Origin of the sequence: Oceanispirochaeta sp. M1 (assembly GCF_003346715.1) — a bacterium.
In the GTDB taxonomy this organism is placed as follows: Bacteria; Spirochaetota; Spirochaetia; order DSM-2461; family DSM-2461; genus Oceanispirochaeta.
Window position 1 is genome coordinate 42,769 of the sequence record NZ_QQPQ01000016.1, and the last position, 24,635, is coordinate 67,403.

Annotated in this window: 20 protein-coding genes; 8 read left to right on the forward strand and 12 right to left on the reverse strand. The window is 40.0% G+C overall.

Features of this window, described 5'->3' with window-relative positions; all coding sequences use genetic code 11:
* Positions 1-75 precede the first annotated feature (75 nt).
* The 6 genes from DV872_RS12890 to DV872_RS12915 all read left to right on the forward strand — a co-directional run bounded on the left by DV872_RS12890 (position 76) and on the right by DV872_RS12915 (position 6,568).
* Positions 76-1,332: an extracellular solute-binding protein gene (locus tag DV872_RS12890; protein WP_114630355.1), complete on the forward strand. Its 1,257-nt coding sequence runs from the start codon at positions 76-78 to the stop codon at positions 1,330-1,332.
* A gap of 57 nt (positions 1,333-1,389) precedes the next feature.
* Complete coding sequence (locus DV872_RS12895) at positions 1,390-2,262, forward strand: carbohydrate ABC transporter permease (RefSeq protein ID WP_114630356.1); 873 nt, start codon at positions 1,390-1,392, stop codon at positions 2,260-2,262.
* A 5-nt stretch (positions 2,263-2,267) separates the two neighbouring features.
* Entirely contained in the window at positions 2,268-3,098 is an 831-nt protein-coding gene (locus DV872_RS12900; protein WP_114630357.1) for a carbohydrate ABC transporter permease, read from the forward strand.
* Positions 3,095-3,823 (forward strand): glycerophosphodiester phosphodiesterase, encoded by a 729-nt coding sequence (locus tag DV872_RS12905; protein WP_114630358.1) that lies wholly within the window; start codon positions 3,095-3,097, stop codon positions 3,821-3,823. The genes DV872_RS12900 and DV872_RS12905 overlap by 4 nt, the downstream gene beginning before the upstream one ends.
* 149 nt (positions 3,824-3,972) lie before the next feature.
* A complete protein-coding gene (locus DV872_RS12910; RefSeq protein WP_114630359.1) occupies positions 3,973-4,851 on the forward strand; it encodes a PfkB family carbohydrate kinase in 879 nt (292 codons plus the stop codon).
* 79 nt (positions 4,852-4,930) lie between these two features.
* Positions 4,931-6,568, forward strand: a complete 1,638-nt coding sequence (locus DV872_RS12915; protein ID WP_114630360.1) for a Na/Pi cotransporter family protein — start codon at positions 4,931-4,933, stop codon at positions 6,566-6,568.
* A gap of 435 nt (positions 6,569-7,003) precedes the next feature.
* Here DV872_RS12915 and DV872_RS12920 read toward each other — a convergent pair whose 3' ends face one another.
* The 4 genes from DV872_RS12920 to DV872_RS12935 form a co-directional block, all read right to left on the reverse strand.
* A complete protein-coding gene (locus tag DV872_RS12920) occupies positions 7,004-8,260 on the reverse strand; it encodes an alpha-L-fucosidase (RefSeq protein WP_114630361.1) in 1,257 nt (418 codons plus the stop codon).
* Between the two features lie 6 nt (positions 8,261-8,266).
* Positions 8,267-9,088: a carbohydrate ABC transporter permease gene (locus DV872_RS26570; protein ID WP_114630362.1), complete on the reverse strand. Its 822-nt coding sequence runs from the start codon at positions 9,086-9,088 to the stop codon at positions 8,267-8,269.
* On the reverse strand, positions 9,088-9,960 hold the full coding sequence (locus DV872_RS12930; protein ID WP_114630363.1) for a carbohydrate ABC transporter permease: 873 nt from the start codon (positions 9,958-9,960) through the stop codon (positions 9,088-9,090). Before DV872_RS12930 ends, DV872_RS26570 begins: the two co-directional genes overlap by 1 nt.
* A gap of 63 nt (positions 9,961-10,023) precedes the next feature.
* Positions 10,024-11,307 carry an ABC transporter substrate-binding protein gene (locus DV872_RS12935; protein WP_114630364.1) on the reverse strand — a complete coding sequence of 428 codons (1,284 nt, stop codon included), beginning with the start codon at positions 11,305-11,307 and terminating at the stop codon, positions 10,024-10,026.
* Positions 11,308-11,608: 301 nt separating this feature from the next.
* Between DV872_RS12935 and DV872_RS12940 the strand changes: the two genes are divergently transcribed.
* On the forward strand, positions 11,609-13,270 hold the full coding sequence (locus tag DV872_RS12940; protein ID WP_158546961.1) for a sensor histidine kinase: 1,662 nt from the start codon (positions 11,609-11,611) through the stop codon (positions 13,268-13,270).
* Entirely contained in the window at positions 13,248-14,720 is a 1,473-nt protein-coding gene (locus tag DV872_RS12945; protein ID WP_114630366.1) for a response regulator, read from the forward strand. Before DV872_RS12940 ends, DV872_RS12945 begins: the two co-directional genes overlap by 23 nt.
* A 154-nt stretch (positions 14,721-14,874) precedes the next feature.
* Here DV872_RS12945 and DV872_RS12950 read toward each other — a convergent pair whose 3' ends face one another.
* From DV872_RS12950 to DV872_RS12990, 8 genes are all read right to left on the reverse strand, one after another.
* On the reverse strand, positions 14,875-16,812 hold the full coding sequence (locus DV872_RS12950) for an ATP-dependent DNA helicase RecQ (RefSeq protein WP_114630367.1): 1,938 nt from the start codon (positions 16,810-16,812) through the stop codon (positions 14,875-14,877).
* A 414-nt stretch (positions 16,813-17,226) separates the two neighbouring features.
* The gene (locus DV872_RS12960; protein ID WP_147283166.1) at positions 17,227-17,466 is read right to left on the reverse strand and encodes a hypothetical protein; all 240 of its coding nucleotides are present in this window, start codon (positions 17,464-17,466) and stop codon (positions 17,227-17,229) included.
* 282 nt (positions 17,467-17,748) lie between these two features.
* Complete coding sequence (locus tag DV872_RS26575) at positions 17,749-17,895, reverse strand: hypothetical protein (protein ID WP_158546962.1); 147 nt, start codon at positions 17,893-17,895, stop codon at positions 17,749-17,751.
* Positions 17,896-18,189: 294 nt separating this feature from the next.
* A complete protein-coding gene (locus tag DV872_RS12970; protein ID WP_114630371.1) occupies positions 18,190-19,185 on the reverse strand; it encodes a LacI family DNA-binding transcriptional regulator in 996 nt (331 codons plus the stop codon).
* Between the two features lies 1 nt (position 19,186).
* Positions 19,187-21,250 (reverse strand): alpha-amylase family protein, encoded by a 2,064-nt coding sequence (locus DV872_RS12975; RefSeq protein ID WP_114630372.1) that lies wholly within the window; start codon positions 21,248-21,250, stop codon positions 19,187-19,189.
* Between the two features lie 3 nt (positions 21,251-21,253).
* Positions 21,254-22,093 carry a carbohydrate ABC transporter permease gene (locus DV872_RS12980; protein WP_158546963.1) on the reverse strand — a complete coding sequence of 280 codons (840 nt, stop codon included), beginning with the start codon at positions 22,091-22,093 and terminating at the stop codon, positions 21,254-21,256.
* Entirely contained in the window at positions 22,080-22,826 is a 747-nt protein-coding gene (locus tag DV872_RS12985) for a carbohydrate ABC transporter permease (RefSeq protein WP_147283167.1), read from the reverse strand. Before DV872_RS12985 ends, DV872_RS12980 begins: the two co-directional genes overlap by 14 nt.
* Positions 22,827-23,051: 225 nt before the next feature.
* A complete protein-coding gene (locus tag DV872_RS12990; RefSeq protein WP_114630375.1) occupies positions 23,052-24,320 on the reverse strand; it encodes an extracellular solute-binding protein in 1,269 nt (422 codons plus the stop codon).
* Positions 24,321-24,635: the final 315 nt, after the last annotated feature.

The following is a 24,635-nucleotide window of genomic DNA, read 5'->3' on the forward strand; positions in this document are numbered from 1 at the left end:
GTAAAATAAGTGAAGTAAAAAAAAACATTGTCTGTTTATACCAATTGGATTTACTATTTTTCACAGGAGATACATATGAAGAAAATATTAATTGTTTGTTTAATGACTCTGACAGCTCTCTCAGCATTTGCGGCTGGACAGCAGGAAGACGGAGAAAAGAAAGTAACTTTGACAATCGCTGGTAGAGATGGTTCCTACGGTGATTCCATGCAGTTGGCAGCAGACAGCTACAAAGCAGCAAATCCTAATACAGATTTTGAGATTCTCAAACTGTCCGGAAGCAGCCTTTTTGAAAAATCAGTAATTGATATGAAAAGCGGTATGGGAACCTACGATGTAATTCTGATTGATGATCCCAATATCACTCAGTTTCAGAAAGTCGGCTGGCTCAGTAACTTAAACGATCTTGGTGCAAAAGCTGATTCCGGTTTTATCGGTTCTGCTCTTAAACTGGGAAAGTATCCCTATAATGACAACAGCCCTATGTTTGCTCTTCCTTTTGCAGGAAACGTTGAACTGTTTGCCTACAGAACAGACCTCTATGAAAAATATGGTCAGGGAGAGCCCGAAACCTGGGACGATGTACTCGAAGCCGTTAAGATCATTGATAAGAATGAAGCAGATATAGATGGTGTTGTATTCCGTGGAAGCAAGGGAAATCCCATTGTAACCGGTTTTCTCCCCATCTTCTGGTCCTTCGGGGCTACGATTCTTGATGACAACGGTAATGTAACTGTTAATTCTCCTGCAGCACTGAATGCTCTGGACTTTTTCCTTGAACTGGCCAGCTATGCACCCAAAGGTGTTGCAATGTATCAGTCAGCACAGGTAAAAGACGCCATCTACTCCGGTAAAGCTGCCACTGTAACAGAAGTATGGCCCGGTTGGATCAACAAACTTGAAGATCCTAATGAGTCATCTGTAGTAGGGAAAGTGAAAGTCATCAAGCACCCCGGTCAGGTTGAGAAATCTTCCCCTATGATCGGTGTATGGATGATCGCCATTCCCGAAGCATCTAAAAATAAAGAAGCTGCTCTGGATTTCATCCAGTATGCAACCAGTGAAGAAGTTCAGAATGACATGGCCATGGAATTCGGTAATCCTCCTACCAGAGCCAAGGTTTATGAAAGCTCTGAACTGGCTATCAAATACCCCTGGTATCCTGCACAGCTGGACGCTCTTAATAACGGTGTTGCCCGTACAAGAACAACAAAATGGAAAGAGATTGAAGCCCAGCTGGGAACAGCTCTTCAGTTTGCTCTGATTGGAGAAATGACTGCCGAAGAGGCACTTGCTTCTGCTGAAAAAGGCATAATGGAAGTTCTTAAATAATTGTTTTATACACGGAGGAGTCTATCTCCTCCGTATTTTTTTTCTGGAGTATTCCTTATGACTCAAAATAAATATCAAAAATCCGGGTTTTTCTATTTCATTTTACTGCCGGCTTTTCTCGTCATGCTCTGGCTGACTGTTTACCCGGTAATAAATGTTTTTTCACTCTCATTCTTTAAATACAACTATCTCAGTGATGATAAGGCATTCGTAGGTCTGGGTAATTATATATCCCTCATGCAGGAAAGCCTTTTTCGTGAAGCCTTTAGAAATACTCTTGTATTTTCAGCATTAGCAACAGCTGGTGAAGTAATTCTAGGTATTGCCCTGGCATTACTGTTCTACGGCCATTTCCGTGGAAAGAAAACCTTTATGATCATCACTATTTTCCCTATGATGATTTCATCCATGGTTATCTGTGCGGTATGGAAAACTCTATACCACTATGACATAGGTCTTATCAACTTTCTGATCAGAGAATCCGGTGGCCAGGGTGTCGGCTGGCTTATAGATCAGAGTAAAGCCCTTTTCTCTATTGTTATTGTAGATATCTGGCAGTGGACTCCTTTTGCCTTCATCATGATGCAGGCTGCCATGGGTTCCATTCCCGAAGAAATATTCGAAGCCGCTCAGATAGATGGTGCAAGCTATGCTAAAACTGTTTTTACCATAACTCTTCCTATTTTATCTGATCAGATCATGCTCCTGATTATGCTCAGGACAATTGATACTTTTAAATTGTTCGGCAAAGTATATGCCCTCACCCAGGGTGGACCTGGAAACTCGACTGAAACCCTCTCCTACTATATATACCGGGAAGGCTTCTCATATTTTAACCTGGGCAAAGCCTCAACGGCATCCATATACGTACTTCTCGTCGTAGCGGGTATCTCATTAATTTATATCCGTAAAATACTGAAAAAGGACTGATTCGTATGAGTATTACAAGTACAAAGAGACACCCTCTTTTCTGGGTTCTCCTTATTATAATAACCGTAGTAACTCTGTTTCCTATCTATTGGATTGCAGTTACTTCTTTCAAAAACCCTGTTGAAGTTATATCTGCCAGGCCTACACTCCTGCCCCAGGCACCCACGATTGATAATTATATAAGCATCGTGAAATCTGGATTCTTTAAATATATGTTTAACAGTCTTCTGGTTGCCGTGACGGCTACTCTTCTTTCTCTGACCCTCTCTACACTGGCATCTTATGCTCTGGTAAGACACAATTTCCCCTATAAAGGAAATTCCATATTTCTTGTATGGGTCCTAGTGGTAAAGATACTGCCTCCTGTAGTACTGGCTATTCCCCTCTATTCTGTATTCATAAAGATGGGTCTGCTAAACAGCCGTCTGGGTCTGATTCTGGTGTATCAGGTATATACCCTGCCCTACTGTATCTGGATGATTTTCGGTTTCCTGAAGGCACTGCCAATGACTTTTGAAGAGGCTGCCATGATAGACGGAGCAAGTCGTCTGTATATCCTTGGACAGATTGTACTTCCTCTGGCCAGAACTGGTATTATCGCCACGTCTATTTTCAGTGTTATTGCAGCATGGGACGAGTTTCTCTTTGCTCTGCTTTTTATCCGAACTCCTTCACTGCAGACTCTCCCTCTTGTAATTGTGAATTTCATCGGAGAATACGAAACTCTCTGGGGAGAACTGATGGGAATCGGTCTTCTTACAACACTTCCCGTCCTGTTCTTCTCAAGCTATGTCTATAAGTACTATACACAGGGATTTTCGGTAAGTTTAAAATGATACATACAATAGTGACCCTCCATAGCGGCGCTCTCGATAAAACACCAAACAGCCAGGAATACCTTGATCTTGCAGCAGAAATGAAACCCGACGTGGTTGAAGTAGATGTCCGCTGTACTTCTGACGGCATAGTGGTCCTGCACCATGACCCGGATGTAAAGGATACTGCACAGAGTTTAGTCATTGCTGAAAACAGCCTGAGAGAGCTAAAAGTTCTTTCTCAGGACTTACTGACCCTCTCTGAGGCAATGATATTCTGCAAAAAACATAAACTTTTTATGAATCTCGATTTAAAAGAGAGCAATGCAGCAGACGCAGTGATCAGGGTGATCAAAGAGCAAGATATGGCAAGGGATATACTTTTTTCCGGCTGTGGTAAAAAAGAAATTCTCCATATCAGAAAAAATCTGCCCGAAGCCAGAGTTCTTCTGAATGTGGAGGATGACGAGCTGAACTGTGATGGGAGTCAGTACAGTGATGCCGTGGTTAGAAATGTATATAATGCCTCTGAATGGGGTTGCTGCGGGCTGAATATCAATCATCAATATTGCAAAAATGAGCTTGTAAATTATGCACGAACCCGCAGTCTTCCACTGATGATATGGACTGTGGATGACGAAGAAAAGCTCAGACATTTCATCTCTCTCGGTGTCTATTCAATAACGACAAACCGTATAGATCTTTTTCATATGATCCAGCAGGAGTTTGAGGAAAAAATCAGATAATAAACAGAGTCTGATATTTTTCTTTACAATTCCTCGGAAAGGGTTTATGTTGTTACGCACACGTGTGAGCGATATACTGTATTATATAAAAGTTACAAACAGGGTATGTGACCCTGCTCAGAATAGAATAAGATTTACTGGAGTTTAGAATGAAATATGATATAACAATGGTTGGGCATATATCCAAGGATATAATGATCTATAAAGAAGACGAAAATCGTTTTACAGGGGGACCTGTAATTTATTCTTCAATAGCAGCTGCCCGTACCGGCAAAAAAATCAGAGTAATTACAAAAGCTGCTGCCGAAGATGATCAGGCCCTTAACATCATGCGGGATCAGAAAGTAGATGTCACAAGGATGGATTCAAAGGCCACAACAAGTATAGAAAATATATATTTTACAGCAGACAAAGAACGTCGGCAGGTTACCCTCCTCTCACAGGCCGATTTTTTCGAAGTAAAAGACTTTCCATCAACAGAAAGCCGGATATTCCACCTGGCGGGCCTGTTCAAAAATGAAATACCCGATGACTTCATCCCCTATTTTGCAGAAAAAGGCGATGTTGCTGTGGATGCTCAGGGACTGCTGCGCTGCAATGAAGAGGGAGAACTCAATTTCCGAAACTGGGATCAGGCTGAAAAGCTGATGCCCCTGATAAGCTATATGAAAACAGATGCTGCAGAGGCTGAAATTATGACAGGCCTCAAAGACAGGGAAGAAGCAGCTAAGAAACTGGCCGCTCTGGGAGCCCGTGAGGTGATGGTAACTCATAACAATGAAGTGCTTGTCCTTGTGGACGGTGAATTCTATAGAGCTCCCTACAATCCTGCAAACCTCTCCGGAAGAACAGGACGCGGTGATACAACCTTCGCTGCATACATGGCTAAACGCCTGGATGCTGATCCCCGTGAGGCGGTATATTATGCAGCAGCTCTTTGTTCTATTAAAATGGAATCACCTGGACCTTTCAGTAAAACAGAAAAAGATGTTTACAAACGGATGGAAGAGATAGGATTTAAAAAATAATCCATACAGAACAAAAAAAAATGCCGGTAAAAGCCGGCATTTTTTATATTATTTAATTTTTTTTTTGAGGAGTTGGTGAATGAGTGTTTGGAATTTATTTTCGCTTGTCGGCGGTTTAGCGATCTTTCTGTACGGGATGATGGAGATGAACAAACATCTGACATCCATAGCAGGCAGCAAAATGAAATCCATCATGTTGAGGCTGACAAAGGGACCGGCCCGGGGATATATGACCGGATTGGGTATTACCATTGTGAATCAGTCCTCCTCAGCTACCACAGTCCTGGAAGCCGCCCTTGTGGGTGCCGGGCTGATGACATTTCAGCAGAGTCTGGCTGTAACACTGGGTGCAGAGCTTGGTTCCACCTTTCTGCCTCAGCTGATTGCTTTTCCCTCTATTACTAAATTCTCCACACTGATTGTCTTTGCCGGTTTTATGATGAATATAACGGTAAAAAGTAAAAAAAACCGTCATATTGCAATGACGATTTTTACCTTCGGACTGTTATTTATGGGAATGGATATGATGTCTTCCTCCCTCAAGCCTCTCAGGACATATGAACCTTTTATCAATCTGATGAAAAATATTGAGACTCCCATACTGGGGATTCTCCTGGGAATGGTCTTCACAATGATTATTCAGTCCTCAGGAGCAACAACCAGTATTACAATTGCCATGGCCCTTTCCGGAACAATATCTCTTGAACAGGCTATCCCAATAAACCTGGGAGCGGCTGTAGGTACCTGTATCACCGCAGTACTGGGTAGTATAACCCTCAACTGGGAGGCAAAAAGGTCTGCCTATATACATATTTTGTTTCAGGTGATCGGAGCGCTCTGGGTCTTTATTCTTTTATGTATCCCCTTTCAGGGAGAGCGATTCTATATCTGGTGGGTTAAATGGTTTACATCCAATGTTCTTCATACAGAGAGCCTGGCACGTCAGATTGCCATGGGTTTCACTTTTATGCCTATAATCAATCACCTTATAGTATTCCCCAACCTGAAGCTGATTCTCCGTCTGTTTAATAAGATATTTCCCGAGAGAGAAGCTCCCGAACCCTTTGGAGCCAAATACATCAAGAAAAAACTTATTGAACAGGGTGTTGAAATTTCCCTGATGATGACAAAAAAAGAGATTATCAGAGAGACTGATTATATCCATCGCATGATACTGGAGATGAAAACAGCATTCAGAAGCAAAGACCCCACAGTATTTGAAAGAGTTAACGAACTGGACTGCAAAGTTGATACTCTGCATAAAATTATCATTCCATTTCTGGCAAGAGTGTCCCAGGAAGAGATGAGTGCAGAAGAATCAGAGCGCTGCATGAACTATATGTATATACAGAATGAACTTGAGTCCATCGGAGATGTTATAGATAAAAATATCATGAGCCTGGCCACAAAGAAAATTGATCAGAACCTGATCTTTTCAGAAGAGGGATTTCATGAACTGGAACATTTCATTTTCAAGGTGAATAAAAACTTTGAAAACCTGGTTGATGCCCTTAAGGATGATGATACTGATATTTCAAAGGGTATTCTGAACTCGTATAAGAAGAAGGAAGAGGAAAAGTACAAGCGATATCATATTGAACGTCTCTATAAGGGACAGGTTGAATCCATCGCTACTTCATCAGTACACCTGGATCTGATTTCCTACTTCGCCAGAATCAATAACCATATAGCCTATATTGCAAAAAGAATAAATTAGCAGCGCAAATATCCCCGGCCGTCTCTTGGCCGGGGAAGACCTAAGTGAAAATACATTAGCTCTAAAACGATTTTTTGTAATTTCATCAAATTTATTTACAGGCTCGGCTCTTATAAGTGCCGTTTCTAATTTTGTTATTAAAATCACGACTATCACAGAGCCAGCTAATAACTTCATTAACCTCAGAATAGGGGTTTCCTGGAAATAATTAGAACCATCAAATTCCTGAAGATCTTTACAAAATATATAAAACTTAAATTACTTAATTGCACAATCTACTTTACAGAAGACATCTTGTACTAATCCACCTACAGTAGTGCCCTTTATCCTTCAGATCTTAAGTTTTTTAATGCTGCATTATTGTAATTCTATACCAATCAAAGGAGATGTATTATGAATAAGTACACAAGACAACTTCAGAAAGGGTAATAACATTTACAATAAATACCATTCAATAATTGCAACCCTCACAACATGATTTTCCCCATATGGAAAACCTGTACAGTTTATAGCAAGACAATCTTCCTCATCCTCCCATTTAAGCTTTTCATTATTATCCATCCAATGAAGAGAATGGACAGGTCTATCCCATTTAAAAATTTTGCGTACAGAAATATCTTTCTTATTACGAGTAACATTATCAAGTCCAGCTATTCCTAATTCATGACAAAAGTAATATCCCCGACATGCATTTGCATCCTCTAACAGGAAATCTTTTCCAGAACAAGAATAATTCATAGGGCGTCCTTTTCGAATAGCATCCCCATAAATTTCCATCCATCTACCGATTTTATTTATTAAGGCCAAATCCATCTCTTCCAGGCTACCATCAGCAAGCGGTCCCATATTCAAAGTATAAACAGCTCCAAAACGACGGCTTTGCACCAGACCTTCAATGATTTCCTTACCGCTTTTGAAATTGAAATCTCTACAGCTCCAACTCCAATGATCATTAAATGTTAACCACCGAAGGGCCGCAATATTATCTCCGTACGTAATATTTTCTTCACATATAGCATGTTGTTCAAATGTCACAGCATCAATTTCATGATGATCCCTAACTCCAGGACGTTCCAAACCAGTGTTATCCATGATAATTGCATCTGGTTGATGTTTTCGAATCATTCCATATAAACGATCATACTTACAATCCATATCAGGACGGCTCCAGTTACCATCAAATATAAAGCCTCCAACTTGTCCATAATTAGAACAAAGGATTTCAACTGATTCGTAAAGGTAATCAAGATAGTTATCAAATTCCGTATTATCCAGTTCCATAGTAGTCTTGCCATTCCACTGCCAATCGAGTGTTGTGTGATATAATATTGGAAGGATGCCTTCATCATTGCAAGCTGAAACAAACTCCTTTATCAAGTCTCTATTAGCAGAAGAATGGGGAGCATCAAAATCATTTAATCCATTAGTATCATATAATGAAAAACCATCATGATGTCTTGTTGTCAGTATGATAAATCCAGCTCCGTTTTTGCGAGCCAGAGAAGCAATACTCTGAGGATCAAAACCAGCTGCATTAAAATCGCTTATTCTCTTTTTATAACTTGCTATATCGAGGTTGTGCGCATACTGTACCCACTCTCCTCTCTCGTACAAGGAATATAGCCCCCAGTGTAGAACCAATCCAAATCCAAGATCTGAGAATTTTCTAATTCTTCTTTGTTTATCATTCATAATTGATCATCCTTTCACTGCACCTTGTGTCATTCCTGCGATTATATATTTTTGTACAAATAAGTATAAAATTGAAATTGGCAATGCTGTCAAAATAAGACAGGCAAATACAAGATTCCACTGCCTCATGTATTGTCCGAAGAAATTGAATACCAGCAGAGGCATTGTCCATTTATCAGAAGAGCTGAAAAAGTAAATAGGAATCTGAAAATCATTCCAGACATTCATGGCTATAAAAACAACACTTGTCAGAAGAATGGATCGCAATAAAGGCATGATAATCTGCCAGAACATCCTCAAAGGAGAACAGCCGTCTAGAATGGCTGCTTCATCAAGCTCTCTTGGAATGGTTTTGACAAAACCGGTCACAAGAAATAGACTCCAGGGGATAAAACGAGCTAAATATAAGAAGATTCCGCTCCAGTAACTCCCGTAGAGATTAAAAGTTCTAATCAGAACTACTGTTGGAATAACAGATAGCGGAGCAATGATTCCAAGCATAAATGAAAGAAAAACTATTTTCATTGCTTTAGAATCTCTACGTGCTATTACAAAAGCAGCTGGTGCTGAAAACAGTAAGACAAATATGGTAGAGACTGTTGTTAGAAATACACTATTAAAAAAAGAACGTAAGAATGAACTCTCTGAAATTACATGTATATATGCTTTAAACTGCCAAGGGTCCGGAAAAGAGAGAGCAAAATGAGCAGCATCTCCCTTTGTTTTAAATGACCCCAGAACAACCATCAAAATTGGTGACAAAAGTATTAAGGAGAGAATCCAGAGTAAGATAAACCGGATCATCTTCTTCGAATTATTTAATATCATCAATAGGTCACCTCTCTCTTGCTGAGATATGAATACATTGCTGTCCCCAGAACGAGAGTTATTAGAATTTGAATCATTCCCATAGCTGATGCCCGGCCATAGTAGCCCTGACTATATGACTGATAGACTAATGTCCCAATAACTTGTGAAGAATATCCAGGTCCTCCTCCTGTAAGTCCAAGAACCTGTTCGAATACATTTAAGCCCCCTATGAAGTTAGAGGTCATATTAATACTCATTGCAGGCATTAATAATGGTAAAGTAATATTCACTATTTTTTGAAAATAACTGGCTCCATCCATAGATGCTGCTTCGAAAAATGAAGAGGGAATCGATTGCAGGCCTGCAATGAATATTGCCATGTTAAATCCAGCCCATTTCCAGACATCCATTGTAATGACGGTCCCTAGAACTGTCGATTTCTGTCCCATCCAGTCCTGAACTAGAAAACTCAGTCCAAAGCTATTCAAAAATCCATTGAGTAATCCATCCATTCGAAAAACAGTCTGAAACATTACTGCCACAATAATTGGGCTGAGAATGGCCGGTAGATAGAATAGTGTTTTTAAAATTGAACTGGTTCTAAGCGGTGCGATAAGCAGTAGAGCTAAAATCAATCCACATAAAGTTTTCAACAGAGTACTAAATAGTGCATATTTGATCGTATTCCAAAATGCTGTTTGAAATTGCGGATGTTGAAAAAGAAACAAAAAATTTTTTATTCCAATAAATGAAAGAGTCTGCTGATACGAACTGTATTGGGTAAATGCCAGAAGAAAACCCATCACTGTCGGGAGTATAAAAAAAAAACCGAAAATAACTAATGCCGGAAGCAGAAAACTGATGGGATAGTATCTGTTGTAATTATTCATAAATTTTCCTGTAATACGGAACGGACACCCAAAATGAGTATCCGTTCTCCGAAATATTTTACTTTACCAGCCAGCTTGGCCGGTTGTTTCCATATGATTGCCTGCGACGTCATCCCAATATTTCAGGACTTCATCAACATCCATATTCCCTGCTGCATACTCCACATATGCCCCCCAAAGTTCTCCCCAAAGAGCGCTAAGAGGTGCCATAAAGTCATTCATCTGGTAAACCGTAGCATTATTCTCCATATATTTATTAACCATTGCCATAAGTTCTGGATTTACATCTCCCCCATTCACATTTTTGAAAGCAGGAAATCCTGGATTCTCATCATAATAAATATCCATATATTCAGAAGATGAATAGAGTTCAAGGAATTTCAAAGCTCCTTCAATATTATTGGCTTTATTGGGGATGAAAAATCCCTGAACATACGCTCCTGTACTCATTAGGTCATTATCTGTCCATGGGATAGGAAAGGCGCCAATTCTGGCTCCTTCTGCTTCTAGACCGGAAATGACCCATTCACCATTATAAACCATTGCTGACTTACCAGAAGCAACTGCAGCAAGGCCATCATCATATCCTGCAGAAAGATGATCTTGATTGACTAGTTTTTCATCAATTAAAGTTTTAAACTGTTTGAGGACTGCTTTAAATTCAGGGACATCAGAAAATTTTCTTTTATTTTCCATGATATCACCATATACAGTAGGTCCATCATCTCCCAGTGCTATAGAATAGCCCGCTGTCATGAATATCTGAGTTGTCCAGGAATCTCGATGATTCATGTATAGAGGGACCACATTCGTATCCGCAATTTTGATTTCCTTTAGAAGATCAACAAACTCATTAAAGGTTTTTGGAGCTGGATCTTCTATACCGAGTTCATCTAAAAGATCCATATTGTAATAACATGCCCCGAAAAATGAACCGGATTCCTGAGGCATTGCCCAGACTTTTCCTTCTTTATCGGTAACCATTCCAGGATTTAACATTTTTGAAACCCATGGCTGATCTGAAAGGTCAACCATCGTTTCTTTTGCTTTCATTGCAAAATATTGCTCAGGAGCATTCTGCATTAGAACATCAGGGACTTCATTACTTGTGAGTTTTATTTGGATAAGGTTTTGATATTGGTCATCAGGAATGACCTGTATATCGATTTGAAGTCCTTCTTCTTGTTCCATTTTCAATGCGATAGCCCGATAAGCTTCCTTGAATTTAGCAGAAGAGGTCAATAAACTGACATCCTGAAAATTTTCTTCTTTCTTATCCTGAACTCCATTTGCCCAGATAAGAGATGCGAGACTAAGACAGACCACTAGGAAAAATATTTTTTTCATAAAAACTCCTTTTCTTCTTTACAAAGATATTATTTATTATTTGGTTCAATACCTTCATAAGTACATGTACTTTATTCGACTATTATATGGACATTTTAGTTTCTCTCTTTCTTCTGATCTGATGGTGGTATATATTTTCACTATGCTCATAAAATACTCGCTCCCAAGACGAATTCAGATTTCCTTTTCTCTGATACTTATCATCTTCCTGGCTGCAAACACTTTACTCTCAAATTTATATTTCCAAAGATCAATCAAAGATCTTCTAGTAATCAACCAATCTCATATTCTGGAGCAAACTTTGGAGTCACTGGAAAAAGAATTATGGAGAATGGATAATATTGCCCTGAAGATCCTCTATCAGAGTGAATTGAAAAGTATTATGGAACAGACCGCAGAGCATAAGCAGCAGAATCATTTTATTCAGGATTACAACGATTCCCGTATTGTTCGGTCTGTACTCAGCCAGATGATCGGGCCTGAAGCAATCCCTCTCAGGATCTCACTATTCACTCGTCAGGGAGACTACATCGATTTCGGTTGGCAACCAGTCAGCCGGAATATGGTATTAGAATTTTACAATCAGGGAATCATAGACACAATAGCAGATCGAATTGATGCCCGAGATGGAGGCCGATTGTTTGTGGCTCCCGAAGATGATCTCTGGTATAACCGTGTTTCCGATCCGGTTATTTCAGTATACAGAGAATTCAAAGATCTTTATTTTCACTTTGGCTATATTCAAATTCAGGAGCCATTTTCTTTAATAACAGAATTACTTGAATCAAACCTTCCCGGAGCTGCTTTTGTACTTAAAGATGAAAATGGTGATATCCTATATAATACATTCCCAGAGTCTCATCAGTCTTGGATCAATGATGTTGGATATAATGAAAAAATAATAAAAAACAGATTTAAAATTACACGAGATCCTGAAACAGGATACAAATATTATGTAATGTTCGCATCTTCGGAATACTCAGGTTGGACTTTAAGTCTATACCAGGATGCGGGAATTTTCCTAACACCAGTCAGGGATTTACAACTTATTTATATCCTCCTAGCCATGCTGCTTCTCATTTTCGGATCTATGATCATTAAAATTCTCAGTAGGATTTTAACAAATCCTTTGAAGGAGCTGCATGAATCTATTTACCAGGTCAATCTTCAGAATCTTAAAATTACCCTGGAGGAGAAGGATTCCCATCAAATTGTCAAACAGCTTAATAATGGCTTTCAAACAATGTTTCAACGACTGCAGGATTCGGTGGATGAGCAGTTGCAGAGTAAAGAGAGTGAGGCCAGAGCTCATATGACGGCTCTTCAGAACCAGATGAATCCTCACCTTCTCTATAATATGTTGGCTCATATCAGCAATCTAGCTGTTGAGGAGGATACTGGTAAGATTGAAGAAGTCTGTCAACGGCTTTCCCGTTCACTTCGATACTTAGGAAGACCAGATATGAATCCGGTCCCTTTAAAAGAGGAGATCAGCCATCTTCATGATTATCTTACCCTGATGAAGTCTCATTATGATCCACTTTTTGATTTCTCTATAGTTCTGGATCAGGATAGACTGAATACCTGCCTCGTTCCTAAATTAATCCTCCAACCTATTGCAGAAAATGCCTTCAGTCACGGTTATCAGAATGTTCCTCCTCCTTGGAGTATGAAAATTCGTATAGGAATCAGAAACAATGCTTTTTGGACCATCAGTTTTAAAGATAACGGTAGTGGAATTCCACAGGAAAAAAGAAAAGAACTTCTTTTGTTGAAAACCGAGTCTTTATCAAATATAAAGGAAAGAACGTTAAATCACTCACTCGGCGGTCTGGCTCTTATGAATACAATAACCAGAATGCGCTTGCTCTATGGAGATGATATGATATTCGAACTGGAGAGCCATATGGGAGATAATTTAATAACTTTGGGAGGTCCCTTTGTTCAGGATCTTGCTCGCTGATGATGAGCCGCATCATCTTATACGCCTAACTAAGCTGATAGAGAATCTTGATCTTCCTTTCGAGGTCTGTGGAATTGCGAATAACGGTCGGAAGGCAATGGAGCTTACTAGATCTCTTCATCCGGATATAATCATCAGTGATATACGTATGCCTTTTTGTGATGGTCTGGCAGTCTCAGAAGCTGTAAAAAAAGAAAGGCCGGATATCCCAATTATTCTGATCAGTGCTTATCAGGATTTTGAATATGCCCGAAAAGGACTACAGTTGGGAATTCTGGATTACCTTCTGAAACCGGTAGAGGAATCAAAGGTTATAGAAGTTTTGAAAAAAGCAGAAAACTCTCTGACTGAAACAAAAACCAATCTTCTCCGCAGGATACTATTTAACTCTTCAGGAAAGGACAGGCAGTCCTCAACTAGAATCACTCAAACACTGAACAGCTTAAAACCATATAAGCTGGCTCTTTACCTCAACCAACCATCGAGCACACAATCCCTGATACAACTCTGGCAAAAGACCGGAAAACTAACTCCAGCCTATTGCCTTGAAATTGAAGCCAGGGGAGATGGATGCAGGCTGTTTCTGTTCTCGGGGAGTTCTTCTTATCAACAAAGTCTGGAGGACTCAGGAATCTCAAATGGTTTTCTGATTTTATCACAGGAGAATCCCGTTTATGAAAACTGGGAAAACGACTGCTTACGAATGACTCAGAAAATTTGGGAGAATGGGAAATGGTCTCAAAGTGGACTATTTGATGCGACCATGAAACAGTCACGAAAAGCTTCAAGCCCATTGTTTTCTCAGGATGTAGAATGGGAGCTTCGACTACATTTGAAAACGAATAGAGAAGAAGATTTCTTTCTAATTCTTGAAAAGATTCTTCGAAATGGAATGAATCGACAAATACCGTTGATATCACTTTCTGAAGGTATAAGAGCTTTGGATCGCATTTTAACAGAGCATTATTCTCTACGCTTGAATATCCCTCAATCCATTATCCATCAGATAATTGAAAATCTGATAAGGAAACTCTCCAGTTTTGATTTTCAGCCAGAGCTGATTGTTGAAGAATTAAAAACTCGTATACACTGGGCTCTTCCCGACGAAACATCACCATTCTCCATTGAGAATATCAAGGAATATATACAAAAAAACTTTAAAGATAATATTGATTCATCCAGTCTTGCTGATATGAGTGGAGTTTCTATAGCAATACTGAATACAGCTTTTAAAGTTGAAACGGGACTCTCTCCTACAAAATATCTTCTCTCAGTCCGAATGGAAGCGGCAAAAAGGCTCCTTTCCTATGATCCACCTCAGCAAATAAAGGAAATTTCATGGGAAACCGGATATGAAGATCCTCTCTATTTTAGCCGGATTTTCCATAAGAAGACTGGAATGTATCCTACTGAATACCGGGAGAAGATGATAAGGACTCTTAAGAAGTAACTCGTAATATACATGCAGATAATTTGAAGATCTAAAATCTTGAAAAACCTTATACACCAGAATGATTCAATATTTTAGTCCAGATTTACTTTTTGCATAATTAATTGTCACAACAGGAGCTCTACTTGTGGTCCTATCCTACTGTTTTTTAATGTCAGAAATCAGAAGACTGAATCTGTTCTATTCTCTGAAGTAAATCATTAAAGGGGTAAGTTTCCAGAGCTCCGAATCCCTTCAATTTCCTGGCCTTTACTGCCAACATCAAGAGTGTGCTGATACCGCAGAGAAAACGGGTCAGATTAACAGAGCTGGCCAAGGGGCCCAGGAGGGGCCTGATTTCTGTGAGATAAGTGGAAATATCATTATCAGAGAAGTCTTTGGAGTCCCCCCTCCCCGGCAAAATGACAGGTCCATCCAGGCAGACAGAACAATGCCCGCAGTTTTCAAAAGCCAGTTCCTCCCCAAAATAGGATGCAAGCTCCCGACTAAGACAGTTCTCACTCTCAAAGAATTGTATCATTCTGTGAATTCTCTGAATTTCTGACTTTTCCTTCTCCTGAAACAGCTGGTACAGTTCATCAGCAAGATCATCTGTAAGGAAGGTATGATTCAGAACCCTATAGGCATCCACAGCCTGTTTGGCCTGGAGCTCTATCCATTGCTTCTCTGCAAAATAGTCCAGTGCCGTGAGAACCCTTTTCCGCTGATCCGGGAAACTGCGTTCAATGCTCTCCATATCCACAGAAGTCCAGACTTTTTTAGAGTGGCAGTTCTCCAGTATGCTTTGAACAAAAGACTTCCTCTCATCAATGAACTGGGAGAGTATCTCCTCCGGAGGATTGAGATATTTGAAACTGTACTCCTCAAAGTAGGTATACATAGACTCCAGGATTTTCTTCATGGTGAGATAGACTAATAAAGTCTTCAAAGGGAGTAGACGGATGTTCACATCCCGGCTCAGGGTTGGCAGTTTAGTCTCCCAGACCCCGGGGCTCTCTTTAATCATCTCCAGCACTTGGAAGATTCCCTCCCTGTCCGGGCTGTCTCCATAGATAAAGTTCTCAAGAACCGGGAGCTTGTCAGTATTCCCATAGACCTCACACAATGATTCTTTACCATCCCGGCCGGCCCGGCCGATCTCCTGGCTATAGTTTTCTATTGATTTAGGTAGGTCGTAATGAATAACCCGGCGAATATCACTTTTATCAATGCCCATACCAAAGGCAATGGTAGCGGTCACACAGGAAAGAGATCCCTCCATAAATCTTGCCTGAATGGCCTCCCGTTCCTCATTCTTCATACCCGCATGATAGGGAGCGGCATCGATCCCCTGTGCCAAGAGGAAGGCAGCCGTTTCTTCGGCTGTTTTCTGTAGGGTCACATAAACAATTGTGGGATCATCCGGGGAGGAGCTGATATCTGATAAGAGTTTTTTCTTTTTATCCCGTTCTTCCACCGGACTCAGCTTCAATGTAAGATTTTTCCTGTAAAACCCGGTGTAGATAAGGTTTTCAGGGGCAATCAGAAATTTACGGCACATGTCTGCCCTCACCTTTTCGGTGGCCGTAGCTGTAAGAAGGAGTACTTTCTCAATGGAAAACTCCTGTTGATAATCCGGCAGCCGAAGATATTCAGGGCGGAAATTATGCCCCCACTCTGAGATACAGTGAGCCTCATCGATGACCAATAAGGATATCTTCATCTGTTGAAGCCTGTTTCTAAACCTCTCATTTTTAAAGCGTTCCACAGAAATCATCAGGATTTTAAGATCCCCCTTTACAGCCTGAGTGAGTATGGAATTATACTCTTCTCCCCTTAAAGAGGAGTCCAGACGAGCCGCGGGAATATTGTGAGTGAGGAGAAAATCCAGCTGATCCTGCATGAGGGAAAGCAGAGGAGAGACCACCAAAGTCAGATGAGGAAGCATAAGAGCAGGGAGCTGATAGCAAAGAGATTTCCCGGCTCCCGTGGGAAATATTGCTGCCGTAGAATGACCCTCCACTATCCGGGAGATCACTTCTTCCTGGCCTGTTCTAAAATCATCGAATCCATAGTGCTTTTTGAGAGCAGCCCTAATATCTGAATGGTTCATTAATCTACCCCTCTTAGCAACTATGATAAATGCGTACTGTTTATTGACGTTTGGAAGAGTGGCATGGATGAGGCTGGTCTCTGTGACAGCTATTTTCAAGTCCTATTCCATATTGATGTAATTCAATGCCTATTATAGATGTCCCTGCGGTTTCAAGTAAAGCCGGGAAACTTCAGCCCAGAACTCATTATGGAAGAACAGAAAATCAATATCAGCCCTGAAATGAACAAACTCCAAATCCAGATGAACCATCAAGAAAATCTGGGTTTTATGGACTGGTAGTACTGATTCCTCAGAAGCCTTTTGAAATGGAGACATCCGGAATGATCCTACCACAAGAACTTCGGGTGGGTGCCGGATACGGCAGATTAGAATCCCAGTATTACAGCCCGATAGGACAATGTTATTAAAGTATCAATAATCATACTCTGTTTTGATACTGACTTTGACAATGCTATAGAAACAGTCCAGATGGGTCATGGAGAGCGGCATATGCCCAACTTTGTCCATCATTTCAGGAATCTGGATTCCCATAATAATTAAAAAAATCTCCACCAGAGAATAGAGTCTGAAAATGGTAAGAATAATAAATAGAAAAATCAGCCATCTAAATTTCAGCTTATCCGGAGAAGAAAGTACTTGAGTCAACTTCAATCAGAATTTGTATAGAAGAATAATTGCTCTGACAAGATAAGAAAAAGTCTACAGATCTTCTAGAATCATATACAGATCAGTCGGAATATACTCATAGAGAATCATCGATAATGCTAATCCACTCTTCGAAGCGAATATGGAGAGATGCTGGAAGTACAAAATGATTCATATATTGATCCATTTGAGACTGACTGGTTTAATGAGGTAAAGGAATCATTTTCTTCTGGTGCTTATCTTAAGACAGACCGTGAAAATAAAGGCAGAACCCAGAATGAGCTCGGTTCAGATATTGGAAGCTTTTCCCGGCAATATTTTTCCCGAGATCGACAAGATTGCTTTCCATTGAGAGTCATATTCATTTTCATGCTCAAAAACTAGTTTTACTGTTCTCTCTTGAACTTCTTTTGAATACCTTTTCATCTTTGCCATACCTTAATCTTCTCACAGATTTTAGTTTCCTGCAAATTCAGGGCGATTCAATTTTATCGACAGATAGAATTATATGCTTAAGTTTTTTGCTAGTAAGTGTCTACAGATTTGAGGGAAACCCATACTAATAAAAATATTGAATAAAGTTGAACATACTTTCATTATCGGCGACTTCATTTGTAAATCTCTACAAATGAAGTCGCCGTCTAAAAACTGTAGAGTTTCATCATCATTTCTGAAGCAACACTTAATCCAACTCTCGATAAAATAAAACTACGGTACACCAACCTTTTCCTATATTGATTCTCTCCACAGGATTTCTGCAGGTACAAAAATATTTTGAACAGCTTGTTCTGGATTGCTTATCCTGTCCAGAAGTAGTTCTACAGCAGTCATACCCATTTCCTTGACTGGATAATGAATCGTAGCCAGCGCCGGTTCGACATAAGTCAAGATATCAAGGTTATCAAATCCCATGACTCCCACATCTTCCGGAATATGGATTCCCTTATTTTTCAGATGTTTCAATACTTCCAAAGCGTAAATATCACTGGAACAGACAACGGCTGTCTTTTGATTTCCCTGTATTATTCTCACAATATCCTGTAAATAATTCCAGTTTTTCAAGTATTGCCAGGGAAGGCCTTTTTCTATCAGGGCTTCACTGAAACCTTTGAATCGTTCATCCGTCTCATAATTATTCATGCCCTCGGATTCATCGATGAATGGCGCAACAAAGAGGAAATTATCATAGCCATTTTCTGCCAGAGTAGAAGCCGTACTGAATAGAATATTGCGGTCATCCAAACCAATAAGGCTAGATCTGCAATTCTCTGAGATTTTGTTTCCCATACAAATTACTGGTTGTACAAGAGACTGTAGATAATCATCCAGATCCGAACCTTTCCCTGCGGGAAAAAGAAGTATACCATCCATATTTCGTTCAACCATATGCTCAAGAATTATCCTCTCTCGTTGGGGATCTCTTAAGGTTACGGCTAGTTGTATGTAAAATCCACGCTCCCATGCGGCTTGCTGAATAGAATTAACAAGCTGAGAAAAAAACCGATTGTCCAGATCATGAACTATTACACCAATATCAGATGTTTTCCCCGACTGGAGGCTCCTTCCTATATGATTGGGTGTGTATTCATATTCTTTGGCTTTCTGTAATATTAAATCTCTGGTTTTTGGGCTTATACCATAGCGATTGTTTAAAGCACGATCCACCGTTCCTAAAGAGACGTTACATATTGCAGCCAGTTTTTTTGTTGTTATTCTTTCTTTCATCTTATTTTACTTTAATCCTGATGATATCCCAAAGTGTGATTTTGTCAATGACCATTATATGGAAAGCCCCTTCCTGTTTGAGTTCGATTGTATTATTTTCCACCAGAGATTCAATTTCAAGACGGCCATTCAGGGAACTAAGGTCAATCTGGATATTCAGAACCGGCATGGTTTCTTCCATCAATTCATAGGGTCTCTCGAAATTCCCATCCATCGAATCCATCAACCCACAACAAACCTGAGGATCGCTGCCGGGAACCATTATATGGATATATATATTTTCTCCCTGATCATAAATCACGAAGTCTGGTCTTTTTGAAGCTATAATGCTGATGCGTGGTGTCAGTTCCAATGACTTTAGATGATTCTGTATAAGATCACGGTAAGGACGCAGTGGTTGTTTGGCATAGTGAAAAGCCAGAGCCTGGGGCAGGAAAGTGCATCCACCTTTTCCATAATTTCTGGTGAGGAGTCCCGGCCAACCGCTGTCCTGCCCTGGTGCAGGCAGATTATTATGGAAAAAATCATTGGGCTTTTTACCCCTTATAGGTCTCAGAATAGAACCAGATGTTCGTACATCCTGTGATAAGGCCTCATAGGGTTGAAAGAATCCTCTTACCATGAGGGGGGCGGCCTGAAAGGATGGCATTGAAAAATATGATATTTCATCATCCGTTTTTTTAATCTGCTTTATCTTCATTTCATTCCAGAAGGATTCATCAAAACCGCAGTTGCCGAAGGAGAGGATATGCCCTCCCGAGCGGGTGTAATCTAAGAAGATTTCTTTTTCATTCTCATTAAATAAAAGGACTTCAGGTAGAATGATCAAGGCATATGAAGACAAATCTTCCGCTTTATCAATGAGTTCATCAAAAACGAAATCTACTGGGAAATTCATATCGTACAGTAGTTTAAAACTTCCCGAGATCTTTCTTATAAAGGCATTCTCATCTTTCTCAAGATCTTTACTCTTCTGAGAGTGATATATGGCAGCAAACTTTTCTCTCTCACCTTGAATACAGTGTGCAAATTTATCCATCTGAGAGAAAATCTGTTTCAATTCATTTCGATATAGTTCATTATCGATGGATCCATCAGCATAGGGTTCATCGTCGATGGTAACGGTTCCTCCCTGGGAAAAGACACTGAAACATTCCAATGCCAATTGCAATGCTGGTTTCCTTGTGTAATCCCATGTGTTGTTAAACCGCCCCAAAAGAGCTTCAAAAGGCCTGTCTTTGGCAACTCCCCTTAGAAATCTTGTAAAAATGGCAGGTGCCAAAATACCTGTCCAATCGGTATAAGCTTCTCCTGTAACATAGTCAGCCTCTGTAAGTGCTCCAATGGCACGGCTTCCCATGTTGTATGAAGAATAAGGGTAGCCCCAATAATTATTGGTGATTTTTAATTCCGGATTAACTCTCCGGATAAGAGTGTAAATTTCAGAATAGAATTTTTCGATATAATCATAACGAAATTTCTTAAATGATATTATATCATTTAAGAAATCCCCCTTTAGATCACGTCCTGTTTTTTTCTTGTATTGTTCAAGGCAATGAGGACAGAAACAGCAATCATTTCCAATAATTGTCATATCAATCCAAAGGCCCTTCAGTCCGGGTTGGCCTGCTATTTCAGACAATTGGCGCATTACGACGTCTTTATATGGGGAGTTAATACAAAGAGTTTTCCAACGTGTGAACTCAAGGTTTCCTCGTGTACCATGAAAATTTTCAACTAACCAGTCTGGATGCTTTTCGGCCTCCCTTTCATCCCATGACACTGAGTAATAGGCAATTGTAGCAATATTTCGTTCAGCTAAAGACTCCGTCAATTCAAGCAGTAGATTTTGCGTTTTCAGTCCCTTATGTTTGTGTCCCTCACTAGTATTATAGTAGAAGTTTCCGTACTGACACTTTGCAAAGGCAATCACTGAATCAACTCCCGCATTTGACATCTCAGAAGCTATATGTTCTGGAGAGAAAGCCTCGGCAATTCCCTGCCCCTCCCATTCGGGGAAGTGCATATCAAAAAAGATTCTTTTCTTACTTGTGTTTAGATTCATGTCTTATCCTTTGATTCCTGAGGACGCTATACCCTCCATGTAGTATTTCTGTATAAAAGCAAAAAGGAGAAGAATTGGCACAGAGGCGATAACAATTCCAGCATAAAGGATTCCATAATCATTGAAATAAACTCCTGAATGTAGATCCGTCAAGATAACCTGAAGAACTCTTTTCTCTTTGCTGCTAATAAATGTCACAGGTACAAGAAAACTATCCCATTGCTGAAGAAAAATGATAACACCCAGAGTGACCAGTGCGGTTCTGCAAAGGGGGAGAACAATCCTAAAGAAAATAACGAATCGACTGCATCCGTCCATATAAGCTGCTTCTTCTAGTTCTACCGGTATCCCCTTGATAAACTGCCTCATATAGAAGATTCCGAAGCCACTTGCCACAAAGGGAATGATTAAACTACTCAACTTATTGACCATACCGAATTTTAAGATTTGTCCATACAAGGGTATGATAAGAAGTTCTATGGGCAGTATCAGAGTTGCCAGAATAATTGAGAATATTAAATCTTTACCGGGAAATGACAATTTTGCAAAAGCATACGCAGCCATAGTATTAATAAGAAGACTGATCACTGTTACAGTCGAACAGACATAGAGAGTTATCACCAGAACCCTTGGAAAATTAGTCTGATCAAAAAAGTTGAAATAGTTGATAAAAGTGAAAACTTCCGGAATAATGGAATGAATATCCAGACCGGACATTCCAGCTATCTCTTCATTTGAGCGAAAAGAGAGGAAAAACCCCCATATCATGGGAAGAAGAACGGAGAGCATCAGAAGGGCCAGAATGGCAATGACAACGGGATGTGTTTTCTTATGTTGTTTCATCATTTTCTCCAATTTTCAGCTGTAGCAAATTGATGATCAGGACAAATAGGAACAGAATCACCGACATTGCCGAAGCTTCTCCAAATTTCCCAAGTCTGAAGGCCGTCCTCCAGATATGATGGACCAACATATCTGTCGATCCCATCGGACCTCCGCTGGTCATGACAAAAACAGGAACAAATACTTTGACAACTGAATCCATTGTCGTAATTACAAGAACGAACAGAATAGATCGTTTCATCATGGGAAGTGTCAAAGCAATAAATTGTCTGATTTTTCCAGCACCGTCAATCTCGGCTGATTCATAAAGGCTGGGAGGTATTTCTTTTAATCCTGCTAATAGAATCATCATAAAAAATGGCCATGTTTTCCAGATACATGTAATTATCAAGGACATCAAAGCTTGATCGGGACTGTCCAGGAAACCCTGCTTTTTAAATCCAATTGCAGAGATTATTTCATTTATAAGGCCATAGTCCGAATTATATAGCCCTCGCCAGAGGTAACCTACAACCACGAATGAAAAAACGACGGGTAAAAAGTATAAAACTCTGCACATTTTGATGATCGGTGTTTCATCATTGACAAGTACCGCAGCTAACAAAGATAAGGTCGTTTGAAAAACCACGACAGCAGCCATGAAAATAGCACTGACTGATAAGGACTTCCGAAAGCTGTAGCTGCTTAGAATTTTAATGAAATTTTTAAGGCCAATGAACTCTCCCCGTCCCATAAGTTCAATATCAGTCAAGCTGTACCAGAAAAGTCTAATTCCGGGATATATAATAAAGATGGAAATAATGAGCAATGCAGGAAATATAAAAACAAAGGCATCTATAGTCTCACTACGTCTATTCTTTTCTTTCAGTATTTGGTTACTTCCCACCAAAAACTCCTTGGTTCATCAGAGCCAAATAGAGACAGACTCTATTCGGCTCCCACATTTTATTTTATTTTTTTATTTATCGGCCAAACTATCATTCATGATCTGTACGGCTTCTTTAAAGGCTGAATCAACATCCTGACCATAGGCTACGGCATTGAATGCATTCATATATGCTTCTGAGATGACAGGGTAATTAGGCGTCACCGGTCTGGCTTTTGATGTCATCATAAGCTGCTCCTGAATGACATTGAAGGGTGGAGTGCTCATATCTGTTTTATCCAGTACAGATTTTCTGGCAGGAAGATTACCACTTTCATTACAATAGATGGCGGCGCCTTCTTTACCAGTAATGGCCTGAAGAACAGCAAAAGCAGCCTCTTTGTTCTCAGATTGAGCTGTTACTGCTATATTCCAGCTGCCTGAATTACTTGCGGCAGCCGCACCTCGGGGTAGAGGCATTGCCCCCCATTTATCATTAAACTCGGGATAGTTGTTCTTCCAGACCCCAGTCATCCAGGGACCATTAATATACATAGCAACCTTTTCTCCGGCAAAGAAATTTACCATTGATGTAGAAGGTGCTACCTCATATTTATTGAACAGATCAGCATAAAATTGCAGAGCCGATTTACTTTCGGGACTGTTAAAATAACCATCAACAGTTTTTCCGTTGGGGCTGATTATGTCAGCTCCGAACCACCAGGTCCACAGCATCTGGGTATAAGTCATACCTTCGTTTTTTTGGTCAATACTGAACATCTGTGGCATAATCCCATATACTTCAGTTTCACCTTTTTCATTCTTCACAGTCAACTTCTTTGCCGCGTCTAGAAAATCATCCAGAGTCCATGCGTTTTCGACTCCTTCGACTGCTAAAACTCCAGCTTTTTCAAACATCTCCTTGTTGTAATATAAAACACAGTTAGATTCATTTAGAGGAGCAGCCCAAATATTGCCGTTCCAACTCACAGCTTCTTTAGCAGACCCTACGAGATCATTAAAGTCATCCTTATTCCAATAGGCATCCAACGATTCTAATGCACCCATGTCAGCGTAGTAAGCGATTGTGGGCGCATCCATACAGATAAGGTCTCCCACCTCTCCTGAGGCTATTTGAATCTTAAGGTTTGTTTCATATTGGTTTTGAGGAACAGTGCTAAATTCCACAGTTCCTCCCAATCCGGCAGCTATCAGTGCCTCTTCCATGTATTCGGGCCAAAGATCGTCAAAAGTATTCATAATAATTTTTGGCGATTCAGCTGAAGCTTCCTGATCTCCAGCTGCAAAAGAAAATCCAGCGGTAGTTAATACGATCGTTATGATCCAAAGTAATTTTTTCATATTCCCTCCATGATATTATATTCGGTCCGTGCACGTTACCGAAAAGAATAAAAAGTGTCGTTCACGTTACCGCATTCTTCGGTAACGTGCACGACATATGCTATATCGAAAGAATGACTCTGTCAAGAAGTATTTATCCGGAGTGATAAATTATGAATTACAAGATTCCAGAATGTAATTTTTTCAACTCTTCCGATATCCCGTACTATGGCTTTTTCGACTAAATAGAAATTATTCCATATTTTATACTACCGATACTGAAATATGTTCTAGGTTCTATTAGCTTTCCTGAAAACTTTATCATCATCCTTATGT

Coding starts and splice junctions, on each gene's coding strand:
- DV872_RS12890 (WP_114630355.1), top strand. CDS start 76: ATGAAGAAAATATTAATTGTTTGTTTAATGACTCTGACAGCTCTCTCA.
- DV872_RS12895 (WP_114630356.1), top strand. CDS start 1,390: ATGACTCAAAATAAATATCAAAAATCCGGGTTTTTCTATTTCATTTTA.
- DV872_RS12900 (WP_114630357.1), top strand. CDS start 2,268: ATGAGTATTACAAGTACAAAGAGACACCCTCTTTTCTGGGTTCTCCTT.
- DV872_RS12905 (WP_114630358.1), top strand. CDS start 3,095: ATGATACATACAATAGTGACCCTCCATAGCGGCGCTCTCGATAAAACA.
- DV872_RS12910 (WP_114630359.1), top strand. CDS start 3,973: ATGAAATATGATATAACAATGGTTGGGCATATATCCAAGGATATAATG.
- DV872_RS12915 (WP_114630360.1), top strand. CDS start 4,931: ATGAGTGTTTGGAATTTATTTTCGCTTGTCGGCGGTTTAGCGATCTTT.
- DV872_RS12920 (WP_114630361.1), bottom strand. CDS start 8,260: ATGAATGATAAACAAAGAAGAATTAGAAAATTCTCAGATCTTGGATTT.
- DV872_RS26570 (WP_114630362.1), bottom strand. CDS start 9,088: ATGATATTAAATAATTCGAAGAAGATGATCCGGTTTATCTTACTCTGG.
- DV872_RS12930 (WP_114630363.1), bottom strand. CDS start 9,960: ATGAATAATTACAACAGATACTATCCCATCAGTTTTCTGCTTCCGGCA.
- DV872_RS12935 (WP_114630364.1), bottom strand. CDS start 11,307: ATGAAAAAAATATTTTTCCTAGTGGTCTGTCTTAGTCTCGCATCTCTT.
- DV872_RS12950 (WP_114630367.1), bottom strand. CDS start 16,812: ATGAACCATTCAGATATTAGGGCTGCTCTCAAAAAGCACTATGGATTC.
- DV872_RS26575 (WP_158546962.1), bottom strand. CDS start 17,895: ATGGCAAAGATGAAAAGGTATTCAAAAGAAGTTCAAGAGAGAACAGTA.
- DV872_RS12970 (WP_114630371.1), bottom strand. CDS start 19,185: ATGAAAGAAAGAATAACAACAAAAAAACTGGCTGCAATATGTAACGTC.
- DV872_RS12975 (WP_114630372.1), bottom strand. CDS start 21,250: ATGAATCTAAACACAAGTAAGAAAAGAATCTTTTTTGATATGCACTTC.
- DV872_RS12980 (WP_158546963.1), bottom strand. CDS start 22,093: ATGAAACAACATAAGAAAACACATCCCGTTGTCATTGCCATTCTGGCC.
- DV872_RS12985 (WP_147283167.1), bottom strand. CDS start 22,826: ATGGGACGGGGAGAGTTCATTGGCCTTAAAAATTTCATTAAAATTCTA.
- DV872_RS12990 (WP_114630375.1), bottom strand. CDS start 24,320: ATGAAAAAATTACTTTGGATCATAACGATCGTATTAACTACCGCTGGA.